At 62.1% G+C, this 13,353-nt stretch carries 14 protein-coding genes and 1 pseudogene; 5 read left to right on the top strand and 10 right to left on the bottom strand.

Annotation, left to right across the window (positions count from 1 at the left end; translation table 11 throughout):
* Position 1 precedes the first annotated feature (1 nt).
* Positions 2-487 carry a hypothetical protein gene (locus tag ACZ0AV_RS05265; RefSeq protein ID WP_499150061.1) on the bottom strand — a complete coding sequence of 162 codons (486 nt, stop codon included), beginning with the start codon at positions 485-487 and terminating at the stop codon, positions 2-4.
* A gap of 65 nt (positions 488-552) precedes the next feature.
* Complete coding sequence (locus ACZ0AV_RS05260) at positions 553-993, bottom strand: hypothetical protein (protein WP_499150060.1); 441 nt, start codon at positions 991-993, stop codon at positions 553-555.
* A gap of 423 nt (positions 994-1,416) precedes the next feature.
* Here ACZ0AV_RS05260 and ACZ0AV_RS05255 point away from each other — a divergent pair.
* Together ACZ0AV_RS05255 and ACZ0AV_RS05250 are read left to right on the top strand one after the other, a co-directional pair.
* Positions 1,417-2,193: pseudogene (locus ACZ0AV_RS05255) on the top strand (PAS domain-containing protein); the annotation flags it as partial.
* A gap of 60 nt (positions 2,194-2,253) precedes the next feature.
* Positions 2,254-2,730 carry a methyl-accepting chemotaxis protein gene (locus tag ACZ0AV_RS05250; RefSeq protein ID WP_499153298.1) on the top strand — a complete coding sequence of 159 codons (477 nt, stop codon included), beginning with the start codon at positions 2,254-2,256 and terminating at the stop codon, positions 2,728-2,730.
* Between the two features lie 45 nt (positions 2,731-2,775).
* Here the strand turns inward: ACZ0AV_RS05250 and ACZ0AV_RS05245 are convergent, their stop codons facing one another.
* Both ACZ0AV_RS05245 and ACZ0AV_RS05240 read right to left on the bottom strand, forming a co-directional pair.
* Positions 2,776-3,834 carry a hypothetical protein gene (locus ACZ0AV_RS05245; RefSeq protein ID WP_499150059.1) on the bottom strand — a complete coding sequence of 353 codons (1,059 nt, stop codon included), beginning with the start codon at positions 3,832-3,834 and terminating at the stop codon, positions 2,776-2,778.
* Positions 3,835-3,992: 158 nt separating this feature from the next.
* The gene (locus ACZ0AV_RS05240) at positions 3,993-5,996 is read right to left on the bottom strand and encodes a peptidase U32 family protein (protein WP_499150058.1); all 2,004 of its coding nucleotides are present in this window, start codon (positions 5,994-5,996) and stop codon (positions 3,993-3,995) included.
* Between the two features lie 186 nt (positions 5,997-6,182).
* Here ACZ0AV_RS05240 and ACZ0AV_RS05235 point away from each other — a divergent pair, with 186 nt between their 5' ends.
* Positions 6,183-6,827, top strand: coding sequence for a YecA/YgfB family protein (locus ACZ0AV_RS05235; protein ID WP_499150057.1), 645 nt, complete (start codon positions 6,183-6,185; stop codon positions 6,825-6,827).
* 44 nt (positions 6,828-6,871) lie between these two features.
* Here the strand turns inward: ACZ0AV_RS05235 and ACZ0AV_RS05230 are convergent, their stop codons facing one another.
* Positions 6,872-7,156 carry a hypothetical protein gene (locus ACZ0AV_RS05230; RefSeq protein ID WP_499150056.1) on the bottom strand — a complete coding sequence of 95 codons (285 nt, stop codon included), beginning with the start codon at positions 7,154-7,156 and terminating at the stop codon, positions 6,872-6,874.
* Positions 7,157-7,275: 119 nt separating this feature from the next.
* Here ACZ0AV_RS05230 and ACZ0AV_RS05225 point away from each other — a divergent pair, with 119 nt between their 5' ends.
* The gene (locus ACZ0AV_RS05225) at positions 7,276-7,692 is read left to right on the top strand and encodes a transcriptional regulator (protein ID WP_499150055.1); all 417 of its coding nucleotides are present in this window, start codon (positions 7,276-7,278) and stop codon (positions 7,690-7,692) included.
* Positions 7,693-7,795: 103 nt separating this feature from the next.
* Here the strand turns inward: ACZ0AV_RS05225 and ACZ0AV_RS05220 are convergent, their stop codons facing one another.
* The 5 genes from ACZ0AV_RS05220 to ACZ0AV_RS05200 form a co-directional block, all read right to left on the bottom strand.
* Complete coding sequence (locus ACZ0AV_RS05220; RefSeq protein WP_499150054.1) at positions 7,796-9,442, bottom strand: methyl-accepting chemotaxis protein; 1,647 nt, start codon at positions 9,440-9,442, stop codon at positions 7,796-7,798.
* A gap of 351 nt (positions 9,443-9,793) precedes the next feature.
* Positions 9,794-10,615, bottom strand: a complete 822-nt coding sequence (locus ACZ0AV_RS05215) for an HDOD domain-containing protein (protein WP_499150053.1) — start codon at positions 10,613-10,615, stop codon at positions 9,794-9,796.
* Between the two features lie 146 nt (positions 10,616-10,761).
* A complete protein-coding gene (locus ACZ0AV_RS05210; RefSeq protein WP_499150052.1) occupies positions 10,762-11,796 on the bottom strand; it encodes a GGDEF domain-containing protein in 1,035 nt (344 codons plus the stop codon).
* Positions 11,797-11,919: 123 nt separating this feature from the next.
* On the bottom strand, positions 11,920-12,111 hold the full coding sequence (locus ACZ0AV_RS05205) for a hypothetical protein (RefSeq protein WP_499150051.1): 192 nt from the start codon (positions 12,109-12,111) through the stop codon (positions 11,920-11,922).
* Positions 12,104-12,451, bottom strand: a complete 348-nt coding sequence (locus ACZ0AV_RS05200) for a cupin domain-containing protein (RefSeq protein ID WP_499150050.1) — start codon at positions 12,449-12,451, stop codon at positions 12,104-12,106. The genes ACZ0AV_RS05205 and ACZ0AV_RS05200 overlap by 8 nt, the downstream gene beginning before the upstream one ends.
* Before the next feature lie 235 nt (positions 12,452-12,686).
* Here ACZ0AV_RS05200 and ACZ0AV_RS05195 point away from each other — a divergent pair, with 235 nt between their 5' ends.
* Positions 12,687-13,343: a DUF2076 domain-containing protein gene (locus ACZ0AV_RS05195; protein WP_499150049.1), complete on the top strand. Its 657-nt coding sequence runs from the start codon at positions 12,687-12,689 to the stop codon at positions 13,341-13,343.
* Positions 13,344-13,353 lie beyond the last annotated feature (10 nt).

The raw sequence follows: 13,353 nt of genomic DNA, 5'->3' as shown, positions 1-13,353 counted from the left end.
CTCAGTAATGCAGATCTTCACGGGCGTGGGTGCATTGTCGAACCAGCGCGTAGGTGGACACGGCGAGCAGCAGTAAAATCGTCAGGAAGCAAAACGAGAACACCAGGAAGTTCATACGGCTACTGTCGTAGATTTCACGGGGCACGTGAAAGCCGGACAGAACAGGAGAGTGCATGACCTCGATACGCTGGCCAATGGAGTGGGCTGACTTGGACGGCAGGCGATACTGCTGGGCCGATCCGGTGTGATGATTGCCGTCGGGTGTGCTGAAACTGTCGTCGTAAAGCTCGACGCTGCTATTGCCCTTGATGGCCGTTACGGCAGTGACGGTACCTTCGGCGCTTGCCGGCCATACCTTGATGATCGCAATACTGGCCCCGCTCTGCGCCAGGAAGGCGATGAAGGCAAACACTGGAATCATCCAGATCGAAAGCGAGGAAAGCGTAAACAGAAAATCGCGCTGCTCTTCCCTGGGGTAGTACGCCATCCTCATTCCCTCGATAGCGTGGTTCGGTAACGGATGGGGCGAGCGGGTGCTCGCCCCACGGGGTGTCAGATAAGTTTCTGACGAGCAGCTTCTTCCAGGGTGCTGCGGGTCAGTTGAACCAGTACGTTGTCCGCCGACTCATTGAACGGCAGGGCGAAGACCAGCAGCAGCTGCATCCAGGTCGTGACTGTTTCACTCTTCGCCACGGTGCCGAGCACTTTGCCGTCGGCGTCCTTGAATTGGGCTTCCATGGTGAACTCGTTCTTGAAGCGCCCCGGGATGATGAAGAAAGTGATTCCGGTGACGACTGCGCTGGCGATGCTGCCGCGTTCGTGATTGGTTACCTGCAGGCTGACATACACATCCGAACGCTCTTTGGCCGTGGTCACGGCACTGAAGCGGCCGCTGTCCTTGAATTGCTGCACCAGCAGTTTTTCCAGGTTCTCCTGATTGAAGCCACCGGCACGGTTCTGTTCATTGAACAGGTAGCGGCTTTCGACCTTCAACTGAGCGCTCGGCTTTGCCTCGGCAGGTGTTGCAAGCGGCCAGGGGCAGCGTTCGCGCAGGCTCCGTGAGGGCTTACTCAGTAAAAGTGCCGGGTATCTTAAGGGGCTGGCAGCCATGAGGCCAGCGCCCGAGTTCAGGTTTGTGACGCCTGCCTGTTCGCGCACCGCCTTGTGGATTTTTAAACACGTGAAAGATTGCCTGCTGCCAGGCCGCTTGGCTCGGTTGGTTGAACCTTGCTGCGCCTGCTCGCTGTGCCGGTTTGGGTAGCGAGTAAAAAAGTCGTGAAATAATCGCCAATACGCCCGCGCCTTCTACGCTTCAGGCAGGTCTGCAAGCAGTTGCGATATTTGTCGAGGCGCTCTCAATAAATTGCCTGGGCAGCCGATGACTCTATTAACAAGAATGGCACGGAGTGACAAAGCATGTTCGGTAGTCGTTTGAAAATGGAATTGCAGGAGAAGGAAGCCGAACTGTCGTACCTGCGCCAGCTCTACCAGGGGATTCAGGCTGAGATGATCGTGCTCACGATCGACCCTGAGTATCGCGTCATCGATTGCAACGAGAACTTCAGCCGTTTCGTCGGCCACAGCCTGGAGCACCTGCGTAACCGTCCGATGAGCGATATCGTGCCGGCTTACGTGAAGACGCTGCCGTGTTTCAAGAACCTGCGCGAGGCGGTGAGCGCGGGTCGCTCGGTGCGTGATATCTATCGCTTCCTGCGTTCCGACGGTGCGTTGGTATGGATTCAAGCCTGCTGGCAACCGGTGCTGGACGAGCGCGGCGTGGTAAAGCGGATTCAGTGCCTGGGCTCGGAAATCACCGCGGCCATGAACAAGGCGCGCGAGAACGAGGATTTCATCAATGCCTTGCTGCGCTCCACCGCCGTAATCGAGTTCGACCTCAGTGGCACCGTGCTGACCGCGAACGACCAGTTCCTGCATGGCATGGGGTACAGCCTTGATCGCATCAAGGGCAAGCACCACAGCATGTTCTGCGATGCCCAGGAAACCCACTCGCCCCAGTACAAGCAATTCTGGGAGCGGCTCAACCGTGGCGAGTTCGTCGCCGGGCGATTCAAACGGATCGACAGCCATGGCCGGGAAGTGTGGCTGGAGGCGACCTACAACCCGGTCCACGACACCCATGAAAAGCTATACAAGGTGGTCAAGTTCGCCACGGTGGTCACCGACCAGGTCAGTCGCGAGGAAGAGGTCAACGACGCTGCGGGTATTGCCTACGGTATCTCCCAGCAAACCGACATGACCGCCCAGCGCGGCGCGCAGGTAGTGACCGATACGGTTGAGACCATGCAACGCATTTCCGAGCAAATGACGTCGGCCTCGCAGGGCATCGAGGCCCTGGGCAAACAGTCGGTGCTGATCAGCACCATGGTGCAGACCATCGGCAGCATTGCCCAGCAGACCAACCTGCTGGCGCTCAACGCCGCTATCGAAGCTGCTCGTGCGGGCGAGCAGGGCCGCGGCTTCGCGGTGGTGGCCGATGAAGTCCGGCAACTCGCCAGCCGCACCAGCAACGCCACCGAGGAGATCGTCGGCGTGGTGCAGGAAAACCAGAAGCTGGTGGACGCCGCCGTGCGCGACATGGCCAGCAGCCGCACCCAGGCCGAAGCAGGCCTGGAACTGGCCAACCAGGCCGGCGACGTGATCGTCGAAATCCGCCAGGGCGCCAAGCAGGTGTTGGCCGCCGTGGAGCGTTTTGCCAGTCAGTTGAAGTGAGTGTAAGGCGTGTAAGGCAGGGGATACCTAAGGTTCTTCTGCCTTTCACCTCGGCGCCTGGATCACCGTCTTGATGTAGCGTGCTGGCACTTGGATCAGTTGATGGCTGTCTGACTTAGCCGTGAACGACAAGGTGTCACCCATCAGCCAGACCACGTTCACATCTCTTAGGGAGCACTGCTCGTCGAGGTCCATGGCTTGTCTGGTCGCGGCGTCGCAGTAGTCGTTTTCGAAAATGATCTGTTCTGCCCGGTAGTTGCCCAGGCCGATGCTGCGAACGGTTTCTTCGGGTAGTGTCGTCAAAAGGCCGCTGTAGAAGGCTATCAGGAGCGCGAAGAACGTCGCGAAGTGCAGGGTGAAGCTCCAGCCGGCAACGAACCCAATTGCACAAAATCCGGTAATCAGGCTGATCAACAGTGGGGTCGCGTAGATAACGCACGCTCGCAGCCAATCATTTTCGATGCGGTCGATGCCGGTTGCTGCGTCGCGAATGATTACAAAGCTGAAGAGCGCGACGATGACGGTCGGAATGTAAGCCGACCACATGTAGCGCAAAAAACTGTAGCGGCGTAGCTCCAGCAGCTTTTGCACCACCAGCCCCGCGACCAGCGTCACCAATGCCGGAATCATGAACAGGGCCGGCTGGAATAACGGTGTGTGGTTTACCGTCACGTACATAACGCTGAGCGCAGCAGTAGCGAATGGCGCGATATAGACCAGTCCGATCAGGATCGCCACGAATCGGTAGGTCTGGCGGTCACTGGCTGGTCGGATGTAGCGCAGGTCCTCTTTGATGGCCGGGGAATTGATAAATCCGTAATGCAGCCAGGCGCCGGGCACCATCAGCAATAGCACGTAAGTGCCGATGAGTACGAAGCCAAGGATGGCGGCTGCCAGTAGCAGCGATGAAAACTGGAACAGGTCGAACGATGGGTAGAACCCGTGTCGATTGAAGTAGAACAGGAAGATGGCGAAGCCAAACAAGGGTGGGCAGATCTTAGCTATCAGCGAGAAATGCTTGCCGAAGAAGCGTTGTGAATATTCGATGACATGGTCGATGAGCTCGTCGCTGTCCATCGACGGTTTATCCAGCCAGCGTGTCATGCGCCAATATCCTTATTGATGGCCGACGCGGGCTCATCGTTGTGCCCGTTCATAGGCGGTAGTCGCAGGCCCGATTGCAATACAAGGCATCCGTCTAGTGGTGCTGCGCGTCACCAGGATAGAGCGGTGACGCGTTGAGTCTACGCATGCAGCGCTACTCAGTGCGGCGCTTGCCGCCGTGCCGTCTTCATCAGGTCTTCAGGGGTGATATGCCCGACCACCTGGGCCGCCGCGCTGCCGGGCAGGGGCAGGTCGAGGATATGGCCCTTCATCTTGCCGATCACGTGCATTTCGCAGGGTTTGCAATCGAACTTGAGGGTCAGCACCTCATCACCGTGCACCAGTTGCATCGGCGCGACCTTGGTCTTCACGCCGGTCACGCCCTTGGCCTGTTTCGGGCACAGGTTGAAGGAGAAGCGCAGGCAGTGCTTGGTGATCATCACCGGCACCTCACCAAGCTCTTCGTGAGCCTCGTACGCCGCATCGATCAACTGCACGCCGTGGCGATGGTAGAACTCGCGCGCCTTGTGGTTGTAAACGTTGGCCAGGAACGACAGGTGCGACTCGGGGTACACCGGCGGCGGGGTGCTTTCGGCCTTGCGGCCGCCGCGTGGGTGGGCGGCGATGCGTGCTTCGGTGAGCGAGTCGATGGCTTCACGGCGCAGGCTCTTGAGCTGCGAATTGGGCACGAAGAACGCCTGCGGTGCATCCAGCTCGACGCCTTGCGCGTGGTAGATGGTGGTGCCCAGTTGGGTGAGCAGGTCACGCAGGCCGTCCAGTGCCTGTTCCGGCTTGTTGGCGGCGCCGAACGGGCCATCCAGGCTGGCAGTGGCGCTCAGGCCTTCCTCGCTGGTCGCGGTCAGTGTCAGGCGTTGTTCGCGCAGCTCGGCTTTCCACTGAATGCCGATGCGGCGCTCGGCGCTGGTCTTGAGCAGTGCCTGCTGCCAGTTGTGATCGAGGTTGCGGCTCAAGGGATGGTTGGGGCGCAGGCGGAACATGCCAGCCGGCATTTCGTTGGGCTCGACGCGGTAGCGCCAGCGCTTCTCGCCGTCTTCCTCGAATTCTTCCTTCAACTCGGCGATGTTGGTGCGAAAGCCGACGACTTCGCGTTTGACCAGCACATTGAGACCGTCGCCATTGGACAGCGGCTCGTGGGTGACGGCAATCAGGTCACGTTTGTTGACCTTCTCGACGTGGCCAACGGGCAGCCCGGTGAAGGTTGGTGAGTCGAAGGCGCCGATATCGACCTTGCGGTCGGTGACGAAGTAGTCGGTGCTGCCGCGGTGGAAGGTCTTGTCCGGATCGGGCAGGAAGAAATGCGCGGTACGGCCGCTGGAGGCGCGCGCCAGGTCCGGGCGGTCTTCGAGAATGTCGTCGAGCCGCTGGCGGTAGTAGGCGGTGATGTTCTTCACGTAGCCCATGTCCTTGTAGCGGCCCTCGATCTTGAACGAGCGCACGCCGGCCTCGACCAGGGCACGCAGGTTGGCGCTCTGGTTGTTGTCCTTCATCGACAGCAGGTGTTTTTCGAACGCGACCACGCGGCCCTGATCGTCTTTGAGGGTGTAGGGCAAACGGCAGGCCTGGGAGCAGTCGCCGCGGTTGGCGCTGCGGCCGTTCTGGGCGTGGGAAATATTGCACTGGCCGGAGAAGGCCACGCACAAGGCGCCATGGATGAAGAACTCGATGGCCGCATCGGTTTCATCGGCAATGGCGCGGATCTCCTGCAGGTTCAGCTCGCGGGCCAGCACCAGTTGCGAGAAACCGGCCTGGTCGAGGAACTTGGCCCGGCCCAGGGTGCGGATGTCTGTCTGCGTGCTGGCATGCAGCTCGATGGGCGGGATATCCAGGTCCAGCACGCCCAGGTCCTGCACGATCAAGGCGTCCACCCCTGCGTCGTAGAGCTGGTGGATCAGCGTGCGTGCCGGCTCCAGCTCATCGTCATGCAGGATGGTGTTGATGGTGGTGAACACCCGGGCGTGGTAGCGATGGGCGAACTCGACGAGCCCGGCGATATCACTGACTTCGTTGCACGCGTTGTGCCGCGCGCCGAAGCTCGGGCCGCCAATGTAGATGGCATCGGCGCCATGCAGGATGGCCTCGCGGGCGATGCTCACATCGCGGGCAGGGCTGAGCAGTTCCAGGTGATTCTTGGGCAGGGACATGGTTTTTCTTTATAGGCAGCGAGGGGCTTGCAGGCGTTGCAGCTACCCTCTGGGCACGGTTTAGCCACGTATTGTACCGGGCCGCTGCGGCATCGGCACCCGCCACGTGCCGGACGGCTGACAAGGCTGTTGGCAGGCCGCCATCTGTGGGACATTAGCGGCCTTTTTTGCGGGGGAGCGTTCTCGATGGATAACAAGGGGCTCGAAAAGCTCGACCAGTTGCTGCTCAAGTACGGTAACGATGACTCGATTCTGTCCGCCAGCGAGCTGGATGGCTACTTTGCCGGGATCGTTTCCGGGCCACGGCAGATCGATCCGGGCACCTGGTACCCGGCCATCTGGGCCGAGCAGTTGCCGCGCTGGCCGAACGACAAGGAAGCGGAAACCTTCAGGAAGCTGGCCATCGAGCTGATGAGCGAAGCCGCTTACATGCTCGGTGAAGAGCCGGACGACTACGAAGCGATCTTCCTGGCCGACGACAATGGCAAGGGCGAGAAGCTCATCGTGTCCGAGTGGTGCGCCGGTTATCTGCGCGGCGCACAGACTGCCGGCTGGATCGATGAAGGGTTGCCCGAGTCGCTGCAACCTTCACTGGCGTTGATCATCCTGCACGGTGCCGAGAGCGGCGCGCAGGCGCTCAATGCCATGTCTGACGCCGAGTACGATGCTTCGGTGGCCATGCTCGAGCCCGCTGCCGTGGCGATCTACCAATACTGGCAGGAGCACCTGCAACCCCTGCTTCCGGTGCGCCGTGACGATGCCAAGGTGGGTCGCAACGACCCGTGCAGCTGCGGCAGCGGCAAGAAATACAAGCAGTGCTGCATGCGCTGATGAACGCTCCGCGCGCGCCTGGGCTGTGAACTGGCGCGCTGCGCTCATGGCCCCGACAGCGCCCTCGACCACTGGTGCAAACGCGCTGCACGCGGGCCAGGCGCGCGAGCGCTGAGGCGCTGCAGGCTGGCCAGGCTGATGAATGCCTGGGGTATTTCGCCATCGCCAAACAGGATGTCTGCGGGATAACAGTGCTCCAGCAAGGTAAGTTGCCAGTCTCCGTAGCCGAGCAGGGTGCACAGCGTCGGGGCTTCCAGCCAGGGGCTGTCGTCGGTTGTGTAGCGGGCGGCAATTTCCGTGCCTTCGAACAGCAGATGGTCTGGGCGCATCCCTCGCTTCCTTGGCGAACCGTTTCCTGTGAACCTGGATCGGATGAAATCACAAATTTCATTTACCATGAAACTGAAGGTTCAACCAAGCATGGATGCGGAACTTAACGTCCGCTTCCATGACTGACAAAACCGAATTTGCCCAGCGGCTGCGCGCTGCAATGCTCGCAGCCGGGTATCCCGACCGACCGGCCGTACTGGAGCGAGAGTTCAATTCTCGCTATTGGGGCCGCTCGGTAACGTTTCAGGCGGTGTCGCGCTGGCTGAGAGGCGAAGCCATGCCGTCTCAGGACAAGCTGCTGGTGCTGTCCGAGTGGCTGAGGGTGGAGCCCCAGGCGCTGCGCTACGGTGAGCGCGCCGCGCTTGCCGCACGGGAGCAGCGTGGGCGCTGGGAAGACCCGCAGTTCTATCCGGAGCGCCAGGCCATCGAGGCGTTTCTGGCGCTGCCCGCGCAGCAGCGCAAGGTGGTACGCGACGTGATCATGGCCCTCTCCGGCGCAGGCGAGGCGGGCACCAATAGCCGCGATGGCGGCTAGGTCGCCTGAGCGCCAGCGCGCTGCAAGCCCGGTGAGCCCGGCGCTCGCTCCAGGCCCGCGCCGATCGAACCGCACGCGCGCACGGCATTCGCAGCAGCGGTGCTCAGAGCTGGAAGCGGCTGATGTTCTCGCGTAGCGCCTCACTGGTCCGGGCCAGGCCCTCGCTCTCGCGCTGGGTGGCTGCGAAGGCCTGGGCCGACTGCGCACTGCTGTCACGTACTGCGACGATGCCCTGATTGATTTCTTCGGCAACCTTGCTCTGCTCTTCGGCCGCTGCGGCGATTTGCTGGTTCATGCCATTGATTCGCTCGATCATGCCGACGATCCGCATCACCACTTCGCCAGCCTCCGATACACCGCTCACCGACTGGCGGCTGGAAGTCTGGCAGCGCTGCATGTGGTTGGCAGTTTCGTCAGCTATGCGCTGCAGGCTGCCAATCAGTGTTTCGATTTCTGCCGTAGCGCCCTGCGTGCGTTGTGCCAGGCTACGAACTTCGTCGGCGACCACTGCGAAGCCACGGCCGGCCTCGCCAGCGCGTGCCGCCTCGATGGCCGCGTTGAGCGCCAGCAGGTTGGTCTGGGCTGCAACCGCCTTGATCACATCGAGCACGCTGCCGATATTGCCGCTTTCCTGCTTCAGCCGTGCCATCGCTTCGGCGGAGCGGTCGATGACCCCCGCCAGTTCGCCGATCAGGTCGACGGCGTGGCGCGTCTTGTCCTGACCGACCAGGGCCGCGGCGTCCGCTTCGCTGGCTGCCTGGGCCGCCGTCTCGGCGTTGAAGGCGACTTCCTGGACGGTTGCCGACATCTCGTGGATTGCCGTGACGATCTGCTCGATCTGAATTTGCGCCTGGGCTACTCCATTGGCGTTGTGCTGGCTCGAGTGAGCCATTTCCTGGCTGGCGGCGGCCACCGACTGTGACGATGCGTCGATGCGTTGGGCCATGTCGCGCAGGTTGCGTTGCATCTTGCGCAGGGAACCGAGCACGCCAAGGCTGCTTTGCGACCCGCCTTGCTGGCGCAGGTCACCCTCGGCGACTTGTTGCGCAAGCCGGTCGAGGTCGCTTGGCTCCGAGCCCAGGCTGTTGAGCAGGCTGCGGGTAATCAGCTGGCCAAGCACCACGGCGAGCAGGGTGGAAAACAAGGCGATGGCCAACAGCAGGATGCGTTGCTGCCGGTAACTGGCCTCGTTCTGCGCCACTTGCTCAGCGGCAACGTTCTCGGTGTAGCTCAGGTACGCACCGATCGCGTCGATCAGTTCACCCAGCAGGGGGGTGCACTGTTGGCTGATCATTTCGATGGCGACGCTGTCCTGCCCGGCGAATACCAGGTCGGCGATGCGCATGGCCACTGGCTCGTACCGCTGTTCGACGGCCTTGATGGCCGCGAACAGCTCACGGGCCTTCTGTGACACATCCGGATCACGGTCGATCAGGCGACCCAGCTCGTTCAACTCCTTGGTCACCAGGTCATTCGCTGCCTTGATGGCGGCAGTGCGCGCACTGCGCTCGCCGCGATCGCTGATCAGTGCCAGGTTGCGCAGATCGATGGCACGCTCCTGCGCGGCATTGGCCAGTTGGCTGGCGAGTTTGGCGCGGTAAGCCGAGCCGTTGATATAGCGCGAGAAGCTGTCGTTGGCAGCTGCCAGCTGGTAAAGAGATGCACCGGCCACCACCAGCAGCAGCGCAATCAGAACGGCATAGCTCAGGGAGAGTTTGAGCCGCGTGGACATCGGGCTGCGTGTGGGCATGTCGTGCTCTCGTCAGTGACTTCATTGTTGGTAGTTGGATGAACACCTGCTGATCCGCCGTCTCGGTCACGAGTCTGGCGGGTGAGTCACCCTGAGATAGTTGTCGTCAGCTGGCGGAATTTTTTCATGCTGGCAATTCGATATTATCAGTCTGATATCTGCGTGGAAACGGCACGCCTGAGGATTCACCGCACGGATTTCAGAGTCTGTGCGGACATTGCTGGCAGGCTCAGGGCTCGCAGTGCCAGCAACCGGCACTGCGGTGCCCGGACCTGGTCGGCCCTGGCCCCTCTCGCTCAGCCAGCGTTGTGTCGCAGCGTTGCTGTAGCCGGCGCCCCGGGTGGCAGCTTCTCAGCCAAGCAGTTCGGCGAACGCCTTGTCGGCTTCGAGCACCGCTGGCAGGGCCTCGAACAGCTTGGCCAGGTCGACCTCCTCGAACAGCGGGCCGTCCAGATCCTGACGGGCCTGGTCGCTCAGGCCCTGGGCCTGGAGGCTTTCCTCGACGTGGATGGCCTGCGCGACCAGGCGCGCGTACTGGCCGCCATCGGGCGCCTGAGCCGGTTTGGCCTGGTAGGCGATGGCGTTCTGGATCAAGGCCGGCAACTGCCAGCGGCGTGCCAGTTCGGCGCCCACTTCGGGGTAGCCGAAACCCAGTTGCAGGGTTTCCTCGGCAGCCTGGGCGGCCGCGTCACGGTGCGGTTGACGGTTCAGGCGTCGGGCAAAATCCGGGGCGCCGCTCTGGATCAGCAACTCGCCGATGTTGTGCATCATCGCGCAGGTAAATGCGGCGTCGGTATCGAGCTTGAGCTGGCGCGCCAGGGCACGGGCGATGCTGGCGACGCGAAAGCTGCGAATCCAGAAGCTCTTCAGGTCGAAGCCGGTGTCAACCTTGAAGGCGCCGGTCATCGCCGAAGCCAGCACCAGCGTACGCAGGGTGTTGAAGCCCAGACGCATGGCGGCATCTTCCACGCTGTTGGCTTCCCGCGAGCCGCGAAAGCGTGCCGAGTTAGCCAGGCGCAGCACCTTGGCGGCAATCACCGGGTCACGTTCGATGTTGCGCGCGACGCTTTCCAGGTTGGTGGAGGGGTTGTCGAACTGCTGGATCAGGTCCTGGGCGACCTTGGGAACGCTGGGCAGGGTGTGCAGCTCGGCAAACAGGCTGGCGATATCCATATGATGCTCCTGGGGGAATCCGCGGCGACTATATATGGAGTTTGAGCATAGCCGCGCCGTTGAGGGCTGCCAGCCTGGCCACGGCTTTTTCGCTGGTGCAGAGCATCAGGCACAGCGCAGAGCGCGCTGCTGCTACGCACTCGGTTTTATTGGGCTGCTGGCGGATCGTCGCTGAACACCCGGTCACGCCCCGCGCGCTTGGCCATGTAGGTGCGTCGATCTGCAGCGCTCATCAGTTCGTCCAGGCGGTCACCGTCCTGACCGAGGGCGGCCACCCCGGCACTCAGCGTCATGCGCAGCGAGGTTCCATTGAGCACCATGGGAGTATTGGCCAGGCGCATGCGCAGGTCTTCGGCAATCGCCGTGGCCTGCTCGACAGTGGCGGCGGGCAAGAGTGCGGCGAACTCCTCGCCGCCCAGCCGGCACAGCAGGTCGGTGCCGCGCAGGCGCTGCGACAGCACCGCAGCGAAATGGCGCAGCGCCTGGTCGCCGGCCTCATGGCCGAACTGGTCGTTGATCTGCTTGAAGTGGTCGATGTCCAGGTACACCAGCGCCAGCGGCGTGCCCTTGCGGCGGGCCTGATGATGCTCACGATGGAACACCTCGGCCAGCTTCGAACGGTTCGCCAGGCCCGTGAGGTAGTCGGTACTGATCAGCTCGATCAGGCGCTTTTCGGTGAGCGCCCGAGCGTGTTCATAGGTATGGGAAAAAATCGTGATGGCCAGGGTCGCCATGCCGATGTCGAGCAAGAAGCCGAAGTTGTCCTCGGTGTTCTTGTCGGCGTGATAGTGGATGTACAGGTACAGGCCCAGGCTGACGAACAGCAGCGAGCCGATCAGCCCCAGGCGCAGGCCCAGCAGCAGGTAGAGAATGATGGGAACGGTCTGGATCCAGGCGAAAATGCCCACCGAGGTGTCGGGAATGGTCAGGGTGAACATCATCACCGTCAGGAAGGGAACCAGGTAGGCGATGGTCATGGCCCGCAACCGCCGTGTATGGTCAACGATCATCAGCATGTACAGCGAGATCAGCGTGTAGGCCAGCTCCACTCCGGCCAGCAACCAGTGCCCGCGGTTGGCATTGAACATCGAGAACAGCAGGCCGAAGCATACCGTCACCCAGAGCAGAGTCTTGAGCATCATGCGTCGGGTTTGATCGCCGTGATCGACCGGGATGGGCATTGAAACAACCTGCTGTCGTGCAATGGAGAGGGGGCTGGCAGTTACCGAACGGTACATGCACGGGCCTCCAGCACGATACTGCACTGGCGTAGCACTCTGCTACTAGTGCTGTTGCGTCAGTCATTAGCGCAGGCTAAGCGGCATATCCAGCGACCCTGCACGGGCCTGCGCGACCGGCGTCTCCGGCCATTGCCGGTTGCGCTGGATCAACTGGCCCATGACGGGCGTTGCGGTTGTGCCGCGTAGATGGGGCGGTACCGGCGCGGCGCTGAACAGCTGCCGCCCCGGGCCACGCAGCGGCGTGCTCTCAGGCAAACACGAAATACTTGCGCACCGTTTCGACCACTTCCCAGGTGCCCTTCATGCCTGGCTCGACCACGAAGATGTCGCCGGCCTTGAGGTGGATCGGCGCCATGCCGTCCGGGGTGATGATGCAATAGCCTTCCTGGAAGTGGCAGTACTCCCACTTCACGTAGTCCACCCGCCATTTACCCGGTGTGCAGATCCAGGTGCCCATGATCTTGCTGCCGTCATCGGAGGTATAGGCGTTGAGGTTGACGGTATGCGGCTCACCCTCGAGACGCTCCCATTTACAGGCGTCGAGGATCGGCAGCGGCTGGGTGTCGCGCAGTACGGTGAGCGGTTTGTTGGCCATTGGGCTGGCTCCTGTGAAGGGCTGAAGGTCGCCCACCATAGTGGCCCCCGGAGCAGGCCAGTTGTCTGGGCTCGACCTGTCTATGCCCATCCGCGCTATGGGCGTGAATCTTTGCCGTGCGCCGCCTGGAACTTGTAATTTTGCCTGTCAGTCCTATGTCCCATTCGGTGGCGCAACGCGCCGCACAGCAAGCTGCAAGGGATGGCTTACCTTCTATGGCTCAACCGAGGCGCCCATGAATTCCGAAGAGCAAACCCTGATCGACGGTCTGTTTTCCCGCTTGCAGGAGGCCGAGCACGAGGGCGGCTTACGCGATACCGATGCCGAAGCGCGGATCAAGACTCACCTGGCTCGCCAGCCCGCGGCGCCGTACTACATGGCCCAGGCAATGCTGATTCAGGAAGCGGCGATCAAGCGCCTGGACCAGCGCGTGCGCGAGCTGGAGGCTCAGGCCGCCGAGCAGCACCGCCAGCGTTCGAACAACGGCGGCTTTCTCGCCGGCCTGTTCGGTGGCGGGCAGCCCAACGCCCCTGTGCAACGCCCGGCCGGCTGGGGTGAAACGCGCTTCTCGCCAGGCGCGGTGGCGGGTGCTGCCCCGCTGGCGAACACCTCTGGCGTAGCGCCCGCCGCACAGGGCGGCGGCTTTATGCGTGGCGCCTTGCAGACGGCCGCCGGGGTCGCTGGCGGAGTGATGGTGGCGGATCTGCTGACCAGCATGTTTCACCACGACCAGCCCCAGGAAATCGTCGAAGTGATCCGCGAAGACCTGCCAGCGGATACCGACAGCTTTGCCGGTGGCCTGGACGACGCGCCTTACGCCGGTGTCGAGGATATCGACACCGATGCCTTCGACAGCTCGGACTTCTTCGAAGACGACAACCTGCTCGGCTAGCGCAGCGAGC

It is taken from the genome of Pseudomonas sp. AC532 (genome assembly GCF_979258965.1).
This window is presented reverse-complemented; position numbering and strand designations above follow the sequence as displayed.